The 20,256-nt window shown below is 72.4% G+C and carries 20 protein-coding genes; 13 read left to right on the forward strand and 7 right to left on the reverse strand.

All coding sequences use genetic code 11. The features are described 5' to 3' along the window. Positions 1–80 precede the first annotated feature (80 nt). Both ACWCHM_RS01545 and ACWCHM_RS01550 read left to right on the forward strand, forming a co-directional pair. Positions 81–296, forward strand: coding sequence for a biotin/lipoyl-binding carrier protein (locus ACWCHM_RS01545; RefSeq protein ID WP_145921537.1), 216 nt, complete (start codon positions 81–83; stop codon positions 294–296). Continuing rightward, positions 296–826 carry a GNAT family N-acetyltransferase gene (locus ACWCHM_RS01550; protein ID WP_281894291.1) on the forward strand — a complete coding sequence of 177 codons (531 nt, stop codon included), beginning with the start codon at positions 296–298 and terminating at the stop codon, positions 824–826. Before ACWCHM_RS01545 ends, ACWCHM_RS01550 begins: the two co-directional genes overlap by 1 nt. 180 nt (positions 827–1,006) lie before the next feature. Here the strand turns inward: ACWCHM_RS01550 and ACWCHM_RS01555 are convergent, their stop codons facing one another. The 4 genes from ACWCHM_RS01555 to ACWCHM_RS01570 form a co-directional block, all read right to left on the reverse strand. After that, a complete protein-coding gene (locus ACWCHM_RS01555) occupies positions 1,007–1,192 on the reverse strand; it encodes a DUF397 domain-containing protein (RefSeq protein ID WP_281894294.1) in 186 nt (61 codons plus the stop codon). Positions 1,193–1,304: 112 nt separating this feature from the next. After that, positions 1,305–1,496 carry a DUF397 domain-containing protein gene (locus ACWCHM_RS01560; protein ID WP_281894210.1) on the reverse strand — a complete coding sequence of 64 codons (192 nt, stop codon included), beginning with the start codon at positions 1,494–1,496 and terminating at the stop codon, positions 1,305–1,307. 176 nt (positions 1,497–1,672) lie between these two features. After that, complete coding sequence (locus ACWCHM_RS01565) at positions 1,673–1,858, reverse strand: DUF397 domain-containing protein (RefSeq protein ID WP_204957914.1); 186 nt, start codon at positions 1,856–1,858, stop codon at positions 1,673–1,675. A 2-nt stretch (positions 1,859–1,860) separates the two neighbouring features. Further along, positions 1,861–2,613 carry a DUF5753 domain-containing protein gene (locus ACWCHM_RS01570; protein ID WP_204957915.1) on the reverse strand — a complete coding sequence of 251 codons (753 nt, stop codon included), beginning with the start codon at positions 2,611–2,613 and terminating at the stop codon, positions 1,861–1,863. Between the two features lie 406 nt (positions 2,614–3,019). Between ACWCHM_RS01570 and ACWCHM_RS01575 the strand changes: the two genes are divergently transcribed. After that, positions 3,020–3,307 carry a hypothetical protein gene (locus ACWCHM_RS01575; protein ID WP_454222991.1) on the forward strand — a complete coding sequence of 96 codons (288 nt, stop codon included), beginning with the start codon at positions 3,020–3,022 and terminating at the stop codon, positions 3,305–3,307. Then, positions 3,304–3,558 (forward strand): flavin reductase, encoded by a 255-nt coding sequence (locus ACWCHM_RS01580; protein ID WP_281894213.1) that lies wholly within the window; start codon positions 3,304–3,306, stop codon positions 3,556–3,558. The genes ACWCHM_RS01575 and ACWCHM_RS01580 overlap by 4 nt, the downstream gene beginning before the upstream one ends. A gap of 4 nt (positions 3,559–3,562) precedes the next feature. Here the strand turns inward: ACWCHM_RS01580 and ACWCHM_RS01585 are convergent, their stop codons facing one another. Further along, complete coding sequence (locus ACWCHM_RS01585; RefSeq protein ID WP_204957916.1) at positions 3,563–4,129, reverse strand: TetR/AcrR family transcriptional regulator; 567 nt, start codon at positions 4,127–4,129, stop codon at positions 3,563–3,565. A gap of 116 nt (positions 4,130–4,245) precedes the next feature. On the opposite strand from ACWCHM_RS01585, the gene ACWCHM_RS01590 reads away from it, so the two are divergent. Beyond that, the gene (locus ACWCHM_RS01590) at positions 4,246–5,835 is read left to right on the forward strand and encodes an MDR family MFS transporter (protein ID WP_454221317.1); all 1,590 of its coding nucleotides are present in this window, start codon (positions 4,246–4,248) and stop codon (positions 5,833–5,835) included. A gap of 163 nt (positions 5,836–5,998) precedes the next feature. Here the strand turns inward: ACWCHM_RS01590 and ACWCHM_RS01595 are convergent, their stop codons facing one another. After that, the gene (locus ACWCHM_RS01595) at positions 5,999–7,840 is read right to left on the reverse strand and encodes a tetratricopeptide repeat protein (protein WP_204957918.1); all 1,842 of its coding nucleotides are present in this window, start codon (positions 7,838–7,840) and stop codon (positions 5,999–6,001) included. 189 nt (positions 7,841–8,029) lie between these two features. Here ACWCHM_RS01595 and ACWCHM_RS01600 point away from each other — a divergent pair, with 189 nt between their 5' ends. The 5 genes from ACWCHM_RS01600 (at position 8,030) to ACWCHM_RS01620 (ending at position 15,081) form a co-directional block, all read left to right on the forward strand. Continuing rightward, a complete protein-coding gene (locus ACWCHM_RS01600; protein WP_454222992.1) occupies positions 8,030–9,061 on the forward strand; it encodes an SIS domain-containing protein in 1,032 nt (343 codons plus the stop codon). Positions 9,062–9,113: 52 nt separating this feature from the next. Further along, on the forward strand, positions 9,114–10,637 hold the full coding sequence (locus ACWCHM_RS01605) for a sensor histidine kinase (protein ID WP_204957919.1): 1,524 nt from the start codon (positions 9,114–9,116) through the stop codon (positions 10,635–10,637). A 261-nt stretch (positions 10,638–10,898) separates the two neighbouring features. Then, on the forward strand, positions 10,899–12,551 hold the full coding sequence (locus ACWCHM_RS01610) for a glycosyltransferase family 2 protein (RefSeq protein WP_454221318.1): 1,653 nt from the start codon (positions 10,899–10,901) through the stop codon (positions 12,549–12,551). Beyond that, positions 12,548–13,546 carry a glycoside hydrolase family 26 protein gene (locus ACWCHM_RS01615; protein WP_454221319.1) on the forward strand — a complete coding sequence of 333 codons (999 nt, stop codon included), beginning with the start codon at positions 12,548–12,550 and terminating at the stop codon, positions 13,544–13,546. Before ACWCHM_RS01610 ends, ACWCHM_RS01615 begins: the two co-directional genes overlap by 4 nt. Continuing rightward, positions 13,543–15,081 carry a glycosyltransferase family 39 protein gene (locus tag ACWCHM_RS01620; protein WP_204957922.1) on the forward strand — a complete coding sequence of 513 codons (1,539 nt, stop codon included), beginning with the start codon at positions 13,543–13,545 and terminating at the stop codon, positions 15,079–15,081. The genes ACWCHM_RS01615 and ACWCHM_RS01620 overlap by 4 nt, the downstream gene beginning before the upstream one ends. 15 nt (positions 15,082–15,096) lie before the next feature. Here ACWCHM_RS01620 and ACWCHM_RS01625 read toward each other — a convergent pair whose 3' ends face one another. Then, entirely contained in the window at positions 15,097–16,656 is a 1,560-nt protein-coding gene (locus ACWCHM_RS01625) for a glycosyltransferase family 39 protein (protein ID WP_454221320.1), read from the reverse strand. A gap of 916 nt (positions 16,657–17,572) precedes the next feature. Between ACWCHM_RS01625 and ACWCHM_RS01630 the strand changes: the two genes are divergently transcribed. Genes ACWCHM_RS01630 through ACWCHM_RS01640 form a run of 3 tightly spaced genes read left to right on the forward strand, consistent with a single transcriptional unit; the run spans position 17,573 to position 20,210 of the window. After that, complete coding sequence (locus ACWCHM_RS01630) at positions 17,573–19,294, forward strand: nitrite/sulfite reductase (RefSeq protein ID WP_204957924.1); 1,722 nt, start codon at positions 17,573–17,575, stop codon at positions 19,292–19,294. After that, on the forward strand, positions 19,291–19,449 hold the full coding sequence (locus tag ACWCHM_RS01635) for an IS1 family transposase (protein WP_204957925.1): 159 nt from the start codon (positions 19,291–19,293) through the stop codon (positions 19,447–19,449). The genes ACWCHM_RS01630 and ACWCHM_RS01635 overlap by 4 nt, the downstream gene beginning before the upstream one ends. Then, positions 19,446–20,210, forward strand: a complete 765-nt coding sequence (locus ACWCHM_RS01640; protein WP_204957926.1) for a phosphoadenylyl-sulfate reductase — start codon at positions 19,446–19,448, stop codon at positions 20,208–20,210. The genes ACWCHM_RS01635 and ACWCHM_RS01640 overlap by 4 nt, the downstream gene beginning before the upstream one ends. The last annotated feature ends 46 nt before the right edge of the window (positions 20,211–20,256 follow it).

Here is a 20,256-nt window from a genome sequence, read left to right on the forward strand (position 1 = left end):
CGTGGCGCTCTCCGCCCACGCGGGGTCGGTCCGTGATTGGATACCGACGCAGACACACCCGGTGGAGAGGGAGGGCCGTGATGGCCGAGGAGATCCGCGCCGAGATGGTGGCCAACGTGTGGAAGGTCGTCGCGTCGACCGGGGACACCGTCTCCGAGGGGGACACCCTGGTGATCCTGGAGTCGATGAAGATGGAGATCCCGGTCGTCGCCGAGTCCGACGGGGTGGTCGAGCAGCTCGCCGTCAACGAGGGCGACGTGGTGCAGGACGGTGACCTGATCGCGGTGATCGGTTGATCCCCGGCGACCGGTCGACCGGGCTGCTGGTCCGGCGGGCCGTGCCGGCCGAGTTCCCGGCGGTGGCCCGGTTGACCGTCGCCGCCTACGAGGCCGACGGTCAGCTCAAGGGCGAGAACGGCTACGGCGAGGTGCTGGCCGACGTGGCCGGCCGGGCCGAGCACGGTGAGATCCTGGTCGCCGTCGACGGGGCCACCGGCGCGGTCCTCGGTTCGGTCACCTACGTGCTGCCCGGCAGCCCGTACGCGGAGCTGTCCCGGCCGGGCGAGGCGGAGTTCCGGATGCTGGCGGTGGACCCGGCCGCCCAGGGGCGGGGGGTGGGCGTGACACTGGTCCGGGCCTGCCTGTCCCGGGCGGTGGAGCAGGGTTGCTCGGCGATGGTCATCTGCGTCCGCAGCGGGCTCGCCGACGCCGCCCACCGGCTGTACGCGGGGCTGGGCTTCGTGCGTACCCCGGAGCGGGACTGGTCGCCGCTGCCCGGCGTCGACCTGCTCGCCCTGCGGATGGCCCTGCCCGCCGGCCCGTCCTGACCGGGTCGTACCGACCCGCCCGACCCGCCCGGCCCGGTCTGACCGGGTGGCACCGACCCGCCCGCCGCCGGGCCTGTCACCCGGCGTCGCACCCCTGGTCACGCCAGGCCCGGCGGGCGTCGCCGTGTCCCGGTGGCCCCGGACGGCAGGCGGCCCCCGGCCGGGGGCCCACCGCGTTGTCTAGCGGGATGCCTTCGCGAAGGTCACGAACCCGCGCCACGCGCCGGGAGTGAACGTCAGGGTTCCGCCGTCGCGGTCCTTGGTGTCCCGTACGAGGACGATGCCGGGCAGGTTGTCGGCCACCTCGACGCAGTTGCCGCCGTTGTCCCCGCTCCTGGTGCTCTTGCGCCACTGCGCGCCGGTCATGTCCATGTCGCTGCCACTTTCCTCACGAGGTCGAGAGACTGTGCCCCGGTAGGGCCTCGCCGACGGTGTGCGCCCACCCGCGTGCCGTCCGGCCGGGGGCCCACCGCTTTGTTTAGCGGGATGCCTTCGCGAAGGTCACGAACCCACGCCACGCGCTGGGAGTAAAGGTCAGCGTTGCGCCGTCGCGGTCCTTGGTGTCCCGTACGAATACGACGCCGGGCAGGTTGTCGGCAACCTCGACACATGCCCCGCCGTTGCTGCCGCTCTTGGTGCTCTTGTGCCACTGCGCGCCGGTGATGTCCATGTCGCTGCCACTTTCCTCACGAGGTCGAGAGACTGTGCCGGGGGAGGGCCTCGCCGACAACGCGCGCCTTACGTTCGAGGCTTGCAATTTCGGTGGCATCGTCGGTGATCTGCGCCCTGGCCGGACTGTCTTGGTGCGCTACCCGTGTGCCGTCCGGCCGGGGGCCACCGCCCTGTTTAGCGGGATGCCTTCGCGAAGCTGACGAACCCACGCCACGCGCCAGGAGTGAACGTCAGCGTCCCGCCGTCGCGGTTCTTGGTGTCCCGCACCAGCACGACGCCGGGCAGGTTGTCGGCCACCTCGACGCAGTCACCACCGTTGTTCCCGCTCTTCGTGCTCTTGCGCCACTGCGCGCTGGTCATGTTCATGCCTCTGCCAATCTCCGGATGAGGTCTACGGACTGCGCTGTGGGTAGGGCTTTGCCTACGATGCGTGCCCACCGTCGTTCCAGCGTAGCAACGTCCGCAGGCTGATCGATGATCTGCGCGCGAGCCTGGCTGTCGACGTGGCCGACGCGTCTTCCGTCGTTCAATTCGGCCACAGTGAACGGTCCACCCAGGCCCGCGTACACCCCGGCCGATGCGGGCACCACGTGGAGCTGCACGCTGTCGAGCCGTGCGCACTCGATCAGGTGGGCGAGCTGCGCAGGCATGATCTCGGGTGCGATCCGGCGCAACGCGATCTCGTCCATGATGGCGACGAAGAGCGGCCCCCTCGGTTTGTGCAGCACGGCGGCCCGCGCGATACGTGCCGTCGCCAGATCGTCGACCTCGTCCGGCGTCAGCGCTTCACCCGCGAGCGTCGCCCGCGCGTACGCCTCGGTCTGAAGTAGACCCGGCACCCAGGCGAGTTGAAACCCCCGGAGTGCGACCGCCTCACGTTCGATGTCGGCCCACCTCCGGAACCACACCGGCTCACGGCGTTTCACCACGTCGGGCCAGAGGTCGAGAACGTCCCGCCCGAGGATCGAAGCGACCTGAGCGCGGTGACGCGTCTGCGGGATACGTCCGTGGCTCGCCCACTTCGCGGCCGTCTTCGGATCAACCCCTATCCGAGCTGCAAGGCTCTCGGCGGTCTCACCCTTCTCTGCCATCGCCTCTTTGACCGCGAGATTCATCCCGTCCCTCCAACGTTCTGCCCGAACGTTCCGAACGTCCATCTGCATTTTGCAACGCAGTGTGTTCGCTCCGCAACTGCCTGCGAGAGTCGTGCGTAGAGCGACGCTGCCGGCCGGAGTGGACACCGCCGGTCGCGTCCGCTGCGGGGGCCGCCTCCTTCGGAGGGGTGGGAGGCGGTCCCCTTCCAACGCCACGACGTCAGGGGAGTGCTGTGCCCGACAAGCCGAAGCCCACCGATCCTCCACCAGCGCCGCGCCCGGAGCCGGCCGCCGACCCGCCGCCCGCGCGCCCGTACCTACCGGGTCCGATCGGGCCGGTCGTCCCACCGTGGCGGGGGCCCGGCCGTCTGGCGAACGTCACTCCCGAGCGCCGTTGGCGGGAGCGGAGGCCCGCGCGGTGACCCCGCTGCTGATTCACTCCGGCGACGTGCTGCGCCTGTCCCGCGCGGCCAGCGTGCAGTTCGTCAGGCCGATCACGGTCCGGGTCATCCGGGTGTTGACCGACTGGCACACGTACGACGGGTGGGTGTGGATCGACGCGTACGTGCTCGACGCCGCAGGCGACGCGGTCTCCCGGCGGACCCTGTTCCTCAAGCCTGCCGGTGCCGGGCACCTGAAGGCCCCGGCCCCCCGGCCGGTGGCCCGCAGGCCGGCAGTCCGCAGGCCGGTTCCGCGAAAGGTGCCGACCTCGTGACCGGTGCGATCCCGGGGCGGCACACGCCCCTGCCCCCGACCTGGCTGTGCCGGGTGGACGCGCACCCGTGGCCCTGCGGGGAGGCGAAGCTCGCACTGCTCGCGACGTACGCCGACGACCGGCCCCGGCTGCTGACGCTGCTCGCGGGCTGGAAAGCGGAAGCGGAGGACCACCTCGCGTCTCTGGACGGCGGTCGCCCGGTCGACGTGACCGACCGCTTCCTCACCTGGGCCCGCCCGCCCGCCGACTGACCGGTCAGCTCTCCTCGATGCCGGCCAGCAGTTCGTCGGCCACCTCAAGGGCGATCTTCTTACGTTCGTCGTCGGTGATGTCCGGCGTCCGGACGGCGAACCAGCTGCTGTGTACGGCGAACAGGACGAGCGTCGCCCGCAGTTGGGCCCGGGGTGAGTCGTCGCCCTGGCAGATCGCGTCGGCCAGGCGGAACATCCGCTCACGCATCTGCTGGCCGGCGACGAGGCTCTTGAGCACTGTCTGGTTCTGTTCGAAGAACCGCATCACCACGGACTGTCCGGGGGCGAACATCGTGTCGGCGTACTGGCTGACCAGTTCCCGCCGGGTGGCCCGGCTGGCGGGTTGGTCGCGGGCCCAGCCGATCAGCTCGTCCATCCGGTGCAACCGGTCCTCGACGTAGCTGTTGACGATCTCTTCCTTGCTCTTGAAGTGGTAGTAGAGGGCGGCCTTGGTCACCCCGAGCCGCTCGGCGATCTCGCGCAGCGACGTCTTCTCGTAACCCTGCTCGGTGAAGAGCTCCAGGGCGACGGCCTGGATGCGCTCACGCGTGCCGCCTGTGCTCTGGCTCACCTGTACCTACCACCCAACTCGCTTGACGGGGTCCCGCTCACCAACTTACCGTGCGGCTAGTAAGGTGACTAGCCGGGCGGCAAGTAAGTGCGACAGATCTCCGGGGGAGCTTACCCATGACTCAGGAAACCCAGGCGAGGGCGAAACCCAACATCCGGGTGGTGCTGTTCGGCCTCATGATCGCGATGATGCTCGCGATGCTCGACAACATGATCGTCAGCACCGCGTTGCCCCGGATCGTCAGCGAGTTCGGCGGCGTCAACCACTTCACCTGGGTGGTCACCGCGTACGTGCTGGGCACCACCGTCTCCACCCCGATCTGGGGCAAGCTCGGTGACCTCTACGGGCGCAAGGCGATCTTCCTGACCTCGGTGGTCGTCTTCCTGATCGGATCGGCGCTGTGCGGGATGTCCGGTTCGGCGCTGCTCGGCGGCACCGGCAACGGGATGGTCGAGCTGATCGCCTTCCGGGCCGTGCAGGGGCTCGGCGCCGGCGGCCTGATGGTCGGCGTGATGGCGATCATCGGCGACCTGGTCCCGCCGCGTGAGCGGGGCCGCTACCAGGGCATGATCGCCGGCATCATGGCGATCGCCATGGTCGCCGGCCCGCTGGTCGGCGGCTTCATCACCGACAACCTCTCCTGGCGCTGGGCGTTCTACGTCAACCTGCCGCTCGGTGGGCTCGCGCTGCTGATCCTGGCCACCAGCATGCACCTGCCGAAGTACCGTACCGAGCACCGGATCGACTGGCTGGGTGCGGCGCTGCTGTCCGTCGGCATCACCGCGATCGTCCTGGTCACCACCTGGGGCGGCAACGAGTACGACTGGGTCTCCGCGCAGATCCTCGGCCTCGCCGCGCTGGCCCTGGTCAGCCTGGTGGCCTTCGGCCTCGTCGAACGGCGGGTCGTCGAGCCGATCCTGCCGCTCGGCCTCTTCGCCAACCGCAACTTCGCGCTGATCTCGGTGATCGGCTTCCTGCTCGGCTTCGCCATGTTCGGCGCGATGAACTTCCTGCCGCTCTACCAGCAGACCGTGCAGGGCGCCTCGGCCACCAACAGCGGCCTGCTCCTGCTCCCGCTGATGTTCGGCATGCTGGTGGTGTCGCTGGTGGTCGGGCGGGCCATCACCAAGACCGGGCGCTACCGGATGTTCCCGATCGTCGGCGGCGTGGTGATGGCCGCCGGCATGGCGCTGCTGTCCCGGCTGGAGGTCGACACCGGCAAGCTGGAGTCCTCGCTCTACATGCTGGTCCTCGGCGCCGGCATGGGCTTCCTGATGCAGACCTCGATGCTGATCGCGCAGAACAGCGTGGAGCAGAAGGACCTCGGCGCGGCCAGCGGCGCGGCCACCTTCTTCCGCTCCATCGGTGGTTCGTTCGGCATCTCACTGTTCGGGGCGATCTTCGCCAACCGGCTCGCCGACTCGCCGGCCGGCAGCGCGTTCGCCGGTGGCACCGGTGAGGGGCGGGGGATGGACCTGACGAAGCTCAAGGAACTGCCGGCGCAGGCGCGCGAGGTGGTCCTCGGTGGGCTCTCCGACGCCATCTCGCACGTCTTCTTCTGGGCGATGATCATTACGATCGCGGTGCCGGTGCTCGCCTGGTTCATCCGGGAGATCCCGCTGCGCACGGCGAACGCCGTCCCGCCGCCGGAGGCCACCGGCGAGGAGCGGGCCGAGGTCGCCCTCGGCAAGGCCCCGGTCTCCTGACCCGTCCCGTTCGTCGCGGCCGGTCCGTCCCCCGCCAGGGGTACGGGCCGGCCGCGCCCGTAGTGCCCGCCTCCGTCGTGCCCGCCTCCGTGATCGACTCGCTTGGGCCGATGTTGCGGCATTAACCGGCTCGGATACCGCTACCTCGGCCCCGGTGAGTCGATCAAGCTGGGCGGGGGCCGGGGTGGCGGCGGACCAGGGCGGCGAGGCGACGCCAGGCGCGGGCCAGCCGACCGGTCCGGCGGAGGCGGGCCGGGGTGGCGAGCAGCCGGTGGGCCAGCGCGGTGGTGTCCGGGTCGACGGCCGGGGCGACCAACGCCAGATGGGCCAGGGAGACGGCGATCGGCACCGGCCGGCCCTGCGCGACCGTCGCCACGTCGGCGAGCCGCTCGGCCACCAGGCCGGCCACGTCGGGGCGTACCTCCGGGTCCACCCAGGCGGCGGTGACCAGGGCGAACAGCGCCGCCTCGGTGATCCAGTCCTCCACGCCCCAGATCAGCTCCACCAGCACCCGGCGACGGGTCGAGGTCGCCCACGGCTCGTCGGTGCGGTGATGCAGCAGGCCCAGGCAGGCCCAGACCTGCACACAACGCACCCACAGCGACGGGTCCTGACCGGTGAGCACCCGGCCCAGCGCGGTCGGCGGCGCGTCGGGCGGGTGCACCAGCAGACCCAGCAGGTCGGCCAGCTCCAGGGTGGCCAGCCCGACCGCCGCGTCGTACGCGGCAGGTGGGTGCGGCCAGGCGGGGTGGGCCAGGTGGCGTACCCGCTCGGCGGCGACCGGGGACGGCGCCGGCAGGGCCGGTGCGGCAGTGGTGCCCTCGTAACGCCAGAGCCGGTAGCCGGTGTCCCGACGTGGCTCGCGGGGGTCCGGCTCGGCCACCCCGGTCACCTCGACGTGCAGGCCGGGCACGGCGGCGGCGACCGTACGCATCGCGCTCGGCGGTTCCGGGGTGGTCAGGTGGACCGCCGCGTCGGGGAAACCGTCGGCGGCGAGCGCGCGGCGCAGCGCGTCGACCATCGCGCCGGTCGCCGGGGTGACCTGCCCCAGCCAGGGGCGTCCCCGGCAGGACTCGGCGAGGTCGGTGTGCTCGTGGCTGTCGTCCGGGTGGTCCCGGGTGAAGTCGGCGAGGTCGACCAGGTGCGCCACGTCACCGTCGCGCAGGAACCGCAGCCGGTGCGCGGTGTGCACCGCACAGTCGAAGGCCGGGTCGCGGGCCAGCGCCCGGTCGGTCCAGCCGAGGGCCTCGTCGAGCCGGCCGTGGTCGGCCAGCGTGCCGGCGATGTCGGCATAGACGGCCAGGTCGTCGGGGTCGTGTCCGACGGCCCGTTCCAGCGCGGCCAGGGCGTCGCGGGTCCGTCCGGCGCTGCGGTAGGCGTACCCGAGCCAGACCTCGCCGAGTTTGGACGGCGTCTCGCGTACCCCTCGGCTGGCCCAGGTGACCGCGAGGGTGACCTCGCCGAGCCGCCGGGCCAGCGCGGACGCCGCGCCGAGCAGCAGCGCGTGCCGGGGGTGCGCGGCGACCGCGTGCCGGGCCAGGGTGAGGTACGGCAGCAGGGGCGTCCGCCCGGCGCGGGGGACCGGGTCGGGCACCGCGGCGCAGACCTGCATCAGGATCCGGGCGCAGCGGTCCGGGTCGAGCCGTTGGGCCAGTTCGGGGGCGGTGACCCAGGGCACCCCGGCCCAGTCGACGCCGGGGGCGTGGCCGGTGGCGGCGACCAGCAGGTCGAGCCCTTCGGCCGGGCGGCCGGCGGCGGCGAGCAGGTGGGCGCGGGCGACCACCGCCCCGACGTGTGCCCGCTGGCCGAGCGGGAAGAGGTCGAGGTCGCCGCCCGAGGCGGCGGCGATCCGGGTGAGCGTCTCGTGCGTGTCGGGCAGGGTCGGTGCCAGCACCAGGGCGGCGGCGAGGTGGTCGGCGGCGTGGGCCAGGTCGCCCTCGTCGAGCGCGAGCCGGGCGAGGGCGAGTTCCTCGGCCGCGGTCAGCGCGGGTGGCTCCTCCGACACGTCGGCCTCTCACTAGCAGGGGGGTTGCCAGGGCTGGGCAAGCGTAGGGGATACCGGCAACCGGTGCCGATCTTCTGCTCATTAGTGCGCGCTGGATTGTCCTCAGCGACAGAATCGTGCAAGACTGAACATGAAACGCGCGGCGATCGCGCAGCGAGGGGAGTTTCCGTGACGCAGCCAGGGGCCGGGATGGCCGCCGACATCGCCGAGCAGCCGGCCGGTTACGCGCGGCTGCTCTCCACCGAGCACGCCGGGGCGATCGCCCGGGTCGCGGCGGCCGTCGCGGAACGCCGCCCCCGGCACGTGGTCTTCACCGCCCGGGGCACCTCCGACCACGCCGCCCTCTACGGGGCGTACCTGACCGAGATCCGGCTCGGGCTGCCCGCCGGGCTCGCCTCGCCCAGCGCGGTCACCGTCTACGGGGCCCGCCCCGACCTCTCCGACGCGCTCGTCGTCGGGGTCAGCCAGAGCGGCGGCTCACCCGACCTGACCGAGGTGCTGCGCACCGCCCGCGAGGCCGGCGCGCTCACCCTGGCGGTCACCAACGCCCCCGACTCGCCGCTGGCCCGGACCGCCGAGCTGGGCATCGACATCGCCGCCGGGCACGAGCGGGCGGTCGCCGCCACCAAGACGTACACCGCCGAACTGCTCGCCCTGCTGCTGCTGGTGGAGGGCGTCCGGGCCGGTGACGGCGTGCTGCCGGCCGACCAGCGGGCCGCCCTGGAACGCCTCCCCGAGCTGGCCGAACGCACCCTCGCCGACGACACCCCGACCCGGCTCGCCCCGCGCTACCGGTTCGCCGGCCAACTCGTCACCACCGGCCGGGGGTACGCCTACCCGACCGCCCGGGAGGCGGCACTGAAGCTGATGGAGACCTCCTACCTGCCGGCGCTGGCCTTCTCCGGGGCCGACCTGCTGCACGGCCCGCTCGCGATGACCGACCCGGACGTGCCGGTGCTGGCCGTGGTCGGCTCCGGCCCCGGCGGCCGGTCCATGGGCGAGGTGCTGCCCCGCCTCGGCGAGCGCCGCGCCGACGTGGTGGTGGTGGGCTCGGCCGAGGTCGAGGGGGTCACCCGGCTGGCCGTGCCCGAGGTCGACGAGCGGTACGCCCCGCTGCTGGACATCCTGCCGTTGCAGCGCCTCGCCCTCGCCCTGGCGCTGGCCCGGGGTGAGGACCCGGACGCCCCGCGCGGACTGAAGAAGGTCACCGCGACGATGTGACCCGGGCCGGCCAGCGCGACGGCGTCCGGGTGGGCGTGGCACGCTGTGTCTCGTGTCCACGCTGCGCGACCTCGCCGAGGAGCACACCCAGCTCCGCCCGGCCGACATCGACCACCTGCACCGGATCGCCGGGGACTGGCAGCTGCTGTCCGACCTGTCCTTCGCCGACCTGCTGCTGTGGGTGCCGGTGGACGCCGACGGCACGTTCCTCTGCGTCGCCCAGGTCCGCCCGACGACCGCCCCGACCGCCTACCTGGACGATCAGGTGGGCCGGATCGTGGGCGGCCCGGAGGTGGCCCACCTGGAGGTCGCCTACCGGCAGGGCCGGATCTGGCGGGAGGGCGACCCGGTCTGGTACGGCGACGTGCCGGCCCGGCACGAGGCGATCCCGGTCCGGCTGCGCACCGCCGACGGGGAGGCCGGCGAGGTGATCGCGGTGGTCGGTCGGGACACCAACCTGTCCACCGCCCGCACCCCCAGCCAGCTGGAGCTGAACTACCTCACCACCGCCGACGACCTGGCCCAGATGATCGCCGACGGCACCTTCCCGCCGCCCCGGCACCCGGGCGAGACCACCTCCGCGCCCCGGGTCGGCGACGGGCTGGTCCGGCTCGACGCCGGTGGCAAGGTCACCTACGCCAGCCCGAACGCGCAGTCGGCGTACCGCCGGCTGGGGTACGCCTCCCACCTGGTGGGCGAGGACCTGGCGAAGCTGCACCGCCGCCTGGCCAGCGACCCGCTCGACGGCACCGAGGCGGCCAACGGCATCCTCGCCGCGCTGCGCGGCGAGGGCCCGCCCCGGCGGGAGATCGACGCCCGGGGGGCGACGATGCTCACCCGGGCCCTGCCGCTGATGCCCGCCGGGGTGCCGATCGGCGCGCTGGTCCTGGTCCGCGACATCACCGAGGTACGCCGCCGCGACCGGGCCCTGATCACCAAGGACGCCACCATCCGGGAGATCCACCACCGGGTGAAGAACAACCTGCAGACCGTCGCCGCGCTGCTGCGCCTGCAGGCCCGCCGGGTGTCGATGCCGGAGGCCCGGGTCGCCCTGGAGGAGTCGGTACGCCGGGTCGCCTCCATCGCCCTGGTGCACGAGACGCTCTCCATGTCCAGCGACGAGGCGGTCGAGTTCGACGGCATCGTCGACCGGGTGGCGAGCGCGGCGACCGAGGTGGCCGCGACCGAGGTGAGCGTCGGGATGCGGCGGACCGGCAGCTTCGGGGTGCTACCCGCCGAGATCGCCACCTCGCTGGTGATGGTGCTCAACGAGTTGCTGCTCAACGCCGTCGAGCACGGCTTCCCGCCGGCCGAGGAGGGCGACGAGGTGGTGGAGCCGGAGACCCGGCCCGAGGTGGTCGTCTCGGCGCACCGGCAGCGCAAGCAGTTGCACGTCTCGGTGACCGACAACGGGCGCGGGCTGCCTGCCGAGTTCGACGCCGACCGGGGCGGGCGGCTCGGGTTGCAGATCGTCCGGGCCCTGGTGACCGGGGAGTTGCGGGGCAGCATCGAGCTGCGTCCCGGCCCGACCGGTGGGACCGAGGCGGTGCTGGTGCTGCCGCTGGCGAAGGGCTGAGCCGGTCGGCGACGCACCGGTTTCCCGCCGGTGACGTTCGGGTGAATGTGAGTAGCGTGACGCAGGATCTGCGGCCTGGTGAGGCTTTAGGTCGATTCATCGGCATTGACACCTTGCAGCCGACTGAATAGTTTTCTAGCTTCACCATCAAGCAGCCACGGCCAGTTCACCGTGCCCGGCTTCCTGGACGCGTCCGGCGACCCATCCCGCTCGCACTGCCGGGAAGACCGTGCGGCCCGGCGAGCGGGGGAGACGAAAGCGATGACCTCACCGCCTGCGGTCGATCCGGCCGCGGTGCTGTCGCCCACCGCCGAGTTCCGGGTGCCGCGGCAGGTGTCGAAGTGGACCCCGCGCAGGGACGCCGACGCGCCGCACCGGCCCGCGTACGCCCCGGTGCCGTTGCCGCCGACGGACGCCGAGATGCTCTCCTACCGCAAGCGGCGACTGGCCGCCCTGATGGTGCCGTCGCTGGTCAGCTTCGGCTGCCTGATCACCAGCCAACTGCTCTTCGTCCGGCTCGCCCCGTGGCTGTGGCTGCTCGCCCCGCTGCTGTTCTTCACCGTCGTCTACTACCTCGTCTCGCTCGCGGTCAACCTGTTCACCCCGGGCTTCGACCTGGCCCGCCACCAGGAACTGGTACGCACCTGGCGGCCGGCCCGCCACCCCAGCGTCGACGTGTTCCTGCCGGTCTGCGGCGAACCCGCGCACGTGCTGCGCAACACCTGGGAGCACGTGCGGGCGATGGGCAGCCACTACCGGGGCGAGGTCACCGTCTACGTGCTCGACGACTCGCCCAACGAGGCGATGGAACGGATGGCGCTCGCCTTCGGCTTCGTCTACCAGCGACGACCCAACCGGGGCTGGTTCAAGAAGGCCGGCAACATGCGGTACGCCTTCGAACGCACGATGAGCGACTTCATCCTGGTCCTGGACGCCGACTTCGTCCCGCGTAAGGACATGCTCGACCAGATGCTGCCCTGGTTCGACGCCGAGCCGAACGCGGGCATCGTGCAGTCGCCGCAGTACTTCCGGGTGCACCTGGGGCAGACCTGGGTGGAGCGCGGGGCCGGGGCGGTGCAGGAGCTGTTCTACCGGTCGGTGCAGGTGTCCCGGCAGGCCCACGACTCGGCGATCTGCGTGGGCAGCTGCGCCGTCTACCGCCGCGACGCGCTGTTCTCCATCGGCGGGTCCACCCTCATCGAGCACTCCGAGGACGTGCACACCGGCTTCGACCTGCGGATGAAAGGGTGGAACCTGCGCTACATCCCGGTCGTGCTGGCCGCCGGGCTCTGCCCGTCGGACGTGGACTCGTTCTTCACCCAGCAGTACCGCTGGTGCGCCGGCTCGATGAGCCTGCTCGGGTCGCGGAAGTTCTGGTCGACGAAACTGCGGCTGCGGGCCCGGCTCAGCTACCTCTCCGGCTTCTGCTACTACCTGCACACCGGGCTGTTCACCTTCGTCGCGCCGGTCATCCCGGTGCTGATGCTCACCGTGTTCGCGCACCAGATCGCGATCGCCAACTACCTGCTGATCCTGCCCAGCGTGGTCTACAACCTGATCATCTTCCCGCTCTGGCACCGCAACCGGTACGGCCTGGAGAGCTGGACCGTCAAGATGATCTACGGCTGGGCGCACGCCTTCGCCGTCATCGACATCGTCCGGGGCCGGCGGATGGGCTGGCAGCCTACCGGCGGCACCGCCAAGAAGAGCAAGACCCGACGGCTGTGGACCGGCATGAAGGTGTGGACCGCCGGCACCGGCCTGGTCTGGGCCGGCGTCGCCGGCTGGCGGATGCTCGTCGAACCCGAACCGTGGATCTTCGTACCGGCCCTGCTCAGCGCGGTCTTCTACCTCGCCGTCGTCGGGCAGGCGCTGCTGGTCGACCCGGAACGCGACGTCGAGGTCGTCAGGTGAGGACGAAGTACCTGGTCACCTTCCTGCTGGTGGTCGCGCTGGCGTTCACCGAGTTCGCCGTGCTGCGCCGGGTCGACATCACGGTCGCCGGGTCCGCCGCCGGGCCGGGCGGCGCCGCCGCCACCGAGGAACAGATCCCGGCGTACGACGTCACCGCGCTGAAGTCACCGAAGGGCAGGTACCTCGGTGTCACCGTGACCGGTGGTGCCGAGATGGCGCGGGTCCGCGCCTTTGCCGAGGAGACCGGCAAGACCCCCAACCTGGTGGCGATCTTCGAGAGCTTCGACGACAGGTTCGCCGCCAGCGAGGTCCGTGAGCTGCACAACTACGGCGCGCTGGCGGTGATCCGCTGGGAACCGTACGACGTGCCGCTGCGGGACATCGCCGCCGGCAAGCACGACGCGTACGTCAAGGAGTTCGCCACCGCCGTACGCACCCTGAACCTGCCGATCGCCCTCACCTTCGCCCACGAGATGAACGGGCACTGGTACTCCTGGGGCACCAAGCAGACCAGGGCCGCCGAGTACGTCGCCGCCTGGCGGCACCTGCACGACATCTTCACCCAGCAGGGCGCCACCAACGTGATCTGGACGTGGACCCCGAACGTCGTCAACTACCTGCGCAAGGTCAGCATCCGGGCGCTCTACCCCGGGGACGCCTACGTCGACTGGGTCGGCATGGACGGCTACTACACCAACCGGGGCCCCAAGACGTTCCGGGACCTCTTCGTGCCCACCATCACCGAGATCCGCACGTTCACCAGGCGTCCGCTGCTGATCGTGGAGACCGGGGCCGAACCGGGCAGCCGGCGACCGGCCCAGATCACCGACCTGCTCACCAACGTGGCCAAGCGTGGGGACCTCCTCGGGGTGGCCTACTTCAACATCAACGGCTCCGGGAAGTGGAACATCGACCGGGACGACGCCGCCCTGCGCGCGTTCCGCCGGGCCGCCGCCAAGGACACCTTCGGCTTCGACATCAGGACCGTGAAGTGACCGCGCCGGCGATCCAGTGGACCGGGCAGGCCGACCCGGCGGAGGTCACCGGCCACGCCGCACCCCGGCGGGCGGCGGGCCGGGGCGGCGGCTGGTGGGCGCTGCTGCCGACCGTCGTCGCGCTCGGCCTCGGCTGGTGGCGGCTGGACGCCCGGGACCTGTGGAACGACGAACTGGTCACCTGGCACGTCACGTCGCTGTCGGTCGAGCAGTTCCGGATGCTGGTCGGCAACATCGACCTGGTGCACGCCGGCTACTACGTGATCATGTCGGTGCTGACCACGCTGACCGGGGACTCGACGACCGCCCTGCGGCTGCCCTCGGTGCTCGCGGTCGGGCTCACCGCCGGGCTGGTCGCCCTGATCGGGCGGCGACTCTTCGACACCCCGGTCGGGGTGCTGGCCGGCCTGGTCTTCGCCCTGCTGCCCACCGTCTCCCGGTACGCCCAGGAGGCCCGGTCGTACGCCCTGGTCACCCTGGCGGCGGTCGCGGCCACCTGGCTCTTCCTCCGCGCGGTGGACCGGCCGACCCGGAGCCGCTGGTGGGCGTACGGCGTGCTGCTGGTGCTGGTCGGCTGGCTGCACTTCGTCGCGCTGCTGGTGGTGCTCGCGCACCTGTTCCACCTGTGGCGGTCGGTGCCCGGCGAGGAACCCCGGTGGCGGTGGGCGGCGTCCACCGGCATCGCCGGGCTGTTCGTCCTCCCGGTGCTGATCCTCGGCAGCCGGCAGTCCGGCCAGATCTCCTGGGTCGAGAACGACGGCGACGCGGTGCTCCGTTTCCTGGCGAACCTGACCGGCACCACGGCCGCGTTGGCGCTGGTCGCGGCGCTCGCCGTCCTTGCGGTGGCGGTCGCCGGCCGGCAGTGGCGGAACACCGTGCTGATGCTGCTGATCTGGGCCGTGCTGCCCCCGGTCGCCGGTTACCTGACGTTCAGCGTGGTGCACCTGTTCCTGGCCCGGTACTTCCTGTTCACCGTCCCCGCGTGGGCGCTGCTCGCCGCGTTCGCAGTCTGCCGCACCGCGCGGCTGGCCACCCGGGAACGGTTGCCGGCGGCCTGGCTGGCCGGGGCGTTGGTGCTGCTGCCGGTGCTGGCCTGGCAGACCTGGCCGGCCCAGGAGCGGGTGCGCTCCAATGAGGCCGACGGGCAGCCCCGCTACCTCGACGCGGTCCGCTACCTGGGCAGCCAGGTCAAACCGGGCGACGGGGTCGCCTACAACGACGGGTTCGGTGGCTCCAGCGACGTGGCCCGCAAGGCCACCGACTACGGCCTGCGCGACCAGACGCACCCCCGGGACGTCTTCGTGGCCGTACCGGCCCGGCAGACCGGTTGGCTGACCGCCCGCGAGTGCCGGGAACCGCTGCCCTGCCTCGGGGACACCAGGCGGATCTGGCTGGTGGAGACCGGTCACCTCAACGACCCGCTGGCCGGGCTGCCGCCGGCCCGGGAGGCGCTGCTGCGGCAGCGCTTCCTGATCCGGCACGTCGAGCGGTTCGACCGGGTCCGGGTGGTCCTGCTGGAACGCAAACCGGCCTGACCGGGGTGGGTGTGGTCAACGCCGACGGACGAGCAGCGCCACCGTCACCCCCGGCCGGGGGTGGGCCTGCTCGACGGTGAACCCGGCCCGCAGGGCATCGCCCTTGTCGCCGGGCACCGCGGCGAGCGGATCGTCGTGCCGCCCGGCGACCACCAGCCAGACCCGGTCCACGCCGGCCAGGCAGCCGGCGGGCCGGTCGCACTCGCGGACCCACAGGTCAGCCCGCGCCCGCCGCCCCTGGGCGACCAGCACGTCCCGGGGCCGGGGCCCGTCGCCGGCCCGGTCACCGGTGATCCGGGGCAGGTGGTAGTCGATGCCGAGGTCGAGGAAGAGCCACCCGTCGCGGGGGGAGTAGACCACCGCGTCGCCGGGTCGCTGGCCGGCGGCGATCACCGCCGCCGCCCCCCGGTAGTCGACCGTCGCGCTGCGCGGCCAGCCGTGGCTGTGCCGTACCGCCGCCTGGTCGGGCAGCCCGAGCAGCGCGGCGAGCGCCACCACCGCCAGCCCCGCCCGGACCGGTCGGGCTCCCGCCGGTCGGGTCCGTGTCGGGCCCGTCGGCGGTGCGGGGCCGGCCAGGGCGGTGCCGGCGAGCAGGCAGGCGAAGGGCACCGTGAAGAACAGGTACCGGGGCACCCAGAGGGGCACGGCCAGCGCGGCGACGAAGATCAGCAGCACCGGCAGCAGCACGCAGAGGCCCGGCAGCAGGCCCCGCCACCCCGAGCGGGTCGCCCCGAGCGCGGCGAGCCCGACCAGCACACCCCCCACCACACCGCTGTGCGCCAGTGCACCCGGCAGGGCCGCCAGATCCGCCAGCCGGGCCGCGGTGACCCAGTCGAGCTGGTGGGACCGCTGCCGCTGCGCCGTGACCAGCAGCGGGGTCAGCACCACCAGGGCGGCCGACACGGCCAGCAGCCACCCCCGCAGCCGCCGTCCCCACGACTCGCGGGTGACGCCGCTGCTGGGCGGACCCCAGGCCGCGAAGGTCAGCACCGCCACGGCATGCGCGGCGAGCAGGCCCAGGGCGAGCAGGTGGGCCAGGCCGAGCCCGGCGACGGCCGCCGCGTAGCCGGCCCAGCGCAGCCGGCCGGGACCGTCCAGCGCGCGGACCAGCAGCACGGTGGCCAGCACGGCGAGCAGGGTCACCAGCGCGTAGGGCCGGGCCTCCTGCGCGTAACGGGAGGTGCCCGGCAGGACCGCGAAGAGCAGGCCGGCGAGCAGGCCGGCAGACACCCCGAACAACCGCCGCCCGAGTACGCCGGTGAGGCCGGCCGCGCCCGCCATCGCCAGCACCGAGGGCAGTCGCAGCGCCGCCACGGAGTCGCCGAACACCCCGGTCCAGCCGTGCACCACCAGGTAGTACGCCCCCGTCGCCGCGTCGACGGTCCGGGTGAGCCGGAACAGGTCCCCGACCGGACGGGTGGCCGCGCTCCAGGTGGCCAGTTCGTCCCGCCAGGGTTGGGCCCGGTTGATTCCCGAGCAGCCGGCGACCAGGGTGACCAGCAGCGGAACCGCCCAGACCACCCACCCCGCCGGCCACCGGTCGGGGCGCAGGAAGACCGCCCGGAAACCTGCCACCGGCCCCGGCCGTGACCTTCCCACGGGTCCCGGGTGCGGACGCGGGTGCGCACCAGCCGGCCCACCCGAATGCCTCTTTCCGGACATCGCGCCCACGGGTCGAGGGTCCCACACCGGACCCGACGATGCCGCCGGAGCTGGCGGCGACCAGGCCTCCGGCCGGGTGGGAGGAGTGGTTTCGCGTCCTTTCGAGCTGATCTCGTAAACGATTCACTCGCTCGACGACCTGGCGACGATCGGCCATGCCTGCCCACCGGCATCGACCTGTCCGTCAGCGGCTGTCCGTGCTCGGCACACCCACCCGGGTACCTCGCCGGCTCGGTGCCGTCCGCGCGGCCGGCGTCGGCTCGTGGTGCCTGATCCGGTGGCAACTCGTGGTGCCCGATCCGGTGGCAAGGAGTCGAACGCGTCGTACCCTTCGGCCCCGTCCTGCGGTTCCGCTGGACGGGGCCGCGATTCGTTGTCGTCATCAGCTCGAAAGGGCGCGAGGAAGGTATGGGCGAGGTGGTCGGGCCGGGCCGAGGGGCCGATACTGCGGCGTCGCACCGGGCCGGACACCGCTGTTCGCGCCCACTGCCCGGCCGTGCCGCGGGGTGGGACCGGGCAGGGTGACGGTGGGGATGCGGCCCGTGATGTGGGATGCGGCACGCGGTTCTTGGCCGGTTTCCGCAGGGTGTGGGAGCATGGCTGCATGACCGCCGCTGTCGTCCGCCGCTTCGTGGCACGTCGCCACGTCGACTACGGCCGCGTGCGCAGCGCGATCTGTCCGGCCCACTGACGACGCCCGACCCATCCGTCTCGGGCGCGTATTCTGCGCCGGCCGTTCCGACACCGTTGTCCTCGGCCCTTCCAGGGCCGGCCGTCGCCGCGTTCGCGCTCCCCCCGAGGCACCGCAGAGACAACGGAGGACGCCGCGATGGCGGTCAGCAGCACCCCGGCCCGTCCCGGGACCCCGACGGCCACCGCCGTTCCCGCCACCCGTGCCCCCCGCCGCCCCCGTGGAGAGGGACAGTGGGCGCTCGGCCACCGCGAGCCGCTCAACCCCAACGAGCGGATCAAGAAGGACGACGACCCGCTGAACGTCCGGGCCCGGATCGAGAACATCTACGCCCACGGCGGGTTCGCCTCGATCGACCCACAGGACCTGCGGGGCCGATTCCGCTGGTGGGGCCTCTACACCCAGCGTAAGGCCGGCATCGACGGCGGGCGCACCGCCGTGCTGGAGCCGCACGAGCTGGAGGACGAGTTCTTCATGCTCCGGGTCCGGGTCGACGGCGGTCAGCTCTCGCTGGCCCAGCTCCGGGTGATCGCCGACATCTCCCGCGAGTTCGCCCGGGACACCGCCGACATCACCGACCGGCAGAACATCCAGTACCACTGGATCCGGGTCGAGGACATGCCGGAGATCTGGCGTCGGCTGGAGTCGGTGGGCCTGCAGACCACCGAGGCGTGCGGCGACTGCCCCCGGATCGTGCTGGGCAGCCCGGTCGCCGGGGTGGCCGAGGACGAGGTGCTCGACCCGACGCCCGCGCTCGACGAGATCGTCAGCCGGTACGTCGGCGACAAGGCGTACTCGAACCTGCCCCGGAAGTTCAAGACCACGATCTCGTGGCTGGTCGACACCCCGTACGAGGCGAACGACATCGCCTTCCTCGGGGTCGAGCACCCGGAGCACGGCCCCGGTTTCGACGTCTGGGTCGGCGGCGGCCTGTCCACCAACCCGATGTTGGCCAAGCGGCTCGGCGTCTGGGTGCCGCTGGCCGAGGTGCCTGACGTCTGGGCGGGGGTGGTCGGCATCTTCCGCGACTACGGCTACCGCCGGCTGCGTAACCGGGCCCGGTTGAAGTTCCTGGTCGCCGACTGGGGCGTGGAGAAGTTCCGCGAGGTGCTGGAGAAGGAGTACCTGGGGCGTACCCTGCTCGACGGCCCCGCCCCGCAGCTGCCCGACAAGCCGGTCGACCACATCGGCGTGCACCGCCAGCGTGACGGGCTCAACTACGTCGGGGCCGCCCCGGTGGTCGGGCGGGTCTCCGGCGGTCAGCTGGCCAAGCTCGCCGACGTGGTCGAGGCGCACGGCAGCGGCCGGGTGCGGCTCACGCCGTACCAGAAGCTGCTGGTGCTGGACGTGCCGCCGGCGCGGACGGAGTCCCTGGTCGACGAGCTGCGCGGGATCGGCCTGGAGGCCCGGCCGTCGGCCTGGCGGCGCGGCACCATGGCCTGCACCGGCATCGAGTTCTGCAAGCTGGCCATCGTCGAGACCAAGGCGCGCGGCGAGGAACTGGTGGCCCGGCTGGAGGAGCGGCTGCGCGACTTCGACGCGGACATCTCCATCCACATCAACGGCTGCCCGAACGCCTGCGCCCGCACCCAGGTCGCCGACATCGGCCTCAAGGGGCAGCTGGTGGTGGGCCCGGACGGCCGGCAGGTGGAGGGTTTCCAGGTGCACCTCGGCGGCGGGCTGGGCATGGCCCAGGGCCAGACCGCCGGGTTCGGCCGCAAGCTGCGCGGCCTGAAGACCACCGCCGACGAGCTTCCCGAGTACGTGGAACGACTGGCCCGCCGCTACCTGGCCGGCCGGACCGAGGGCGAGACGTTCGCCAACTGGGTGATCAGGGTCGACGAGGAGGAACTCCGATGAGTGAAACCCGATCCGTGCCGCTGCACTGCCCGTACTGCGGCGAGGAGGACCTGCGGCCGAACGAGGCCGGCCACGGCGTCTGGGAGTGCCACGCCTGCGCCCGGGTCTTCACCGTCAAGTTCAACGGCCTGCTGAGTCGGGCGGTGACCCGGTGACCGGGCTGCTCTCCGCCACCGGTCTGGGTCTGGTCGGTCCCGGTGGCCCGAGGACGACCGACCCGGCCCGGCGTGAGCCGGCCGAGCTGCGGGCACTTGCCGAGCGGGCCGGCCGCGAGCTGGAGGGTGCCCCGGCGTTGGAGATCGCCAGGTGGGCGGCCGACACCTTCGGCGACCGGTTCTGCGTGACCAGCTCGATGGCCGACGCGGTGCTGGCCCACCTGGTGTCCCGGGTCGCCCCCGGGGTGGACGTGATCTTCCTGGACACCGGCCTGCACTTCCCGGAGACGCTGCGGGTCCGCGACGAGGTGGCCCGCCGGCTGCCGGTGAACGTGCGCTCGATCCGGCCCCGGCAGACCGTCGGCCAGCAGGATGGCGAGTACGGCCCCCGGCTGTTCAACCGCTCCCCGGACGACTGCTGCCAGCTGCGCAAGGTCGAGCCGCTGGAGCGCGCCCTGTCCGGGTACGACGCGTGGGCCGCCGGGCTGCGTCGGGACGAGTCGCCGACCCGGGCGAACACGCCTGTGGTGACGTTCGACCCGCGACGCGGCAAGGTGAAGGTGAACCCGATCGCCGCCTGGTCCCAGGCCGACGTGGACTCCTACATCTCCCGCTACGACATCCCGGTCAACGAGCTGCTCAGCCGGGGCTACGGCTCGGTCGGCTGCTGGCCGTGCACCCGTCGGACCAAGGCGGGGGAGGACCCCCGGGCCGGCCGCTGGGCCATGTTCGAGAAGACCGAGTGCGGCCTGCACGTCTGACCGGGCCGGAGCACGCCCCGACGCCCGGCGCGGCGTCACCCGGACC

The sequence above is a fragment of the Micromonospora sp. SCSIO 07396 genome, assembly GCF_053667945.1.

What these genes read in the sequence shown, in the direction of transcription:
- ACWCHM_RS01545 (WP_145921537.1), top strand. Translation starts at nt 81, where the DNA reads ATGGCCGAGGAGATCCGCGCCGAGATGGTGGCCAACGTGTGGAAGGTC.
- ACWCHM_RS01630 (WP_204957924.1), top strand. Translation starts at nt 17,573, where the DNA reads ATGGCGGTCAGCAGCACCCCGGCCCGTCCCGGGACCCCGACGGCCACC.
- ACWCHM_RS01560 (WP_281894210.1), bottom strand. Translation starts at nt 1,496, where the DNA reads ATGGACATCACCGGCGCGCAGTGGCACAAGAGCACCAAGAGCGGCAGC.
- ACWCHM_RS01570 (WP_204957915.1), bottom strand. Translation starts at nt 2,613, where the DNA reads ATGAATCTCGCGGTCAAAGAGGCGATGGCAGAGAAGGGTGAGACCGCC.
- ACWCHM_RS01610 (WP_454221318.1), top strand. Translation starts at nt 10,899, where the DNA reads ATGACCTCACCGCCTGCGGTCGATCCGGCCGCGGTGCTGTCGCCCACC.
- ACWCHM_RS01635 (WP_204957925.1), top strand. Translation starts at nt 19,291, where the DNA reads ATGAGTGAAACCCGATCCGTGCCGCTGCACTGCCCGTACTGCGGCGAG.
- ACWCHM_RS01590 (WP_454221317.1), top strand. Translation starts at nt 4,246, where the DNA reads ATGACTCAGGAAACCCAGGCGAGGGCGAAACCCAACATCCGGGTGGTG.
- ACWCHM_RS01600 (WP_454222992.1), top strand. Translation starts at nt 8,030, where the DNA reads ATGGCCGCCGACATCGCCGAGCAGCCGGCCGGTTACGCGCGGCTGCTC.
- ACWCHM_RS01555 (WP_281894294.1), bottom strand. Translation starts at nt 1,192, where the DNA reads ATGACCGGCGCGCAGTGGCGCAAGAGCACCAGGAGCGGGGACAACGGC.
- ACWCHM_RS01565 (WP_204957914.1), bottom strand. Translation starts at nt 1,858, where the DNA reads ATGACCAGCGCGCAGTGGCGCAAGAGCACGAAGAGCGGGAACAACGGT.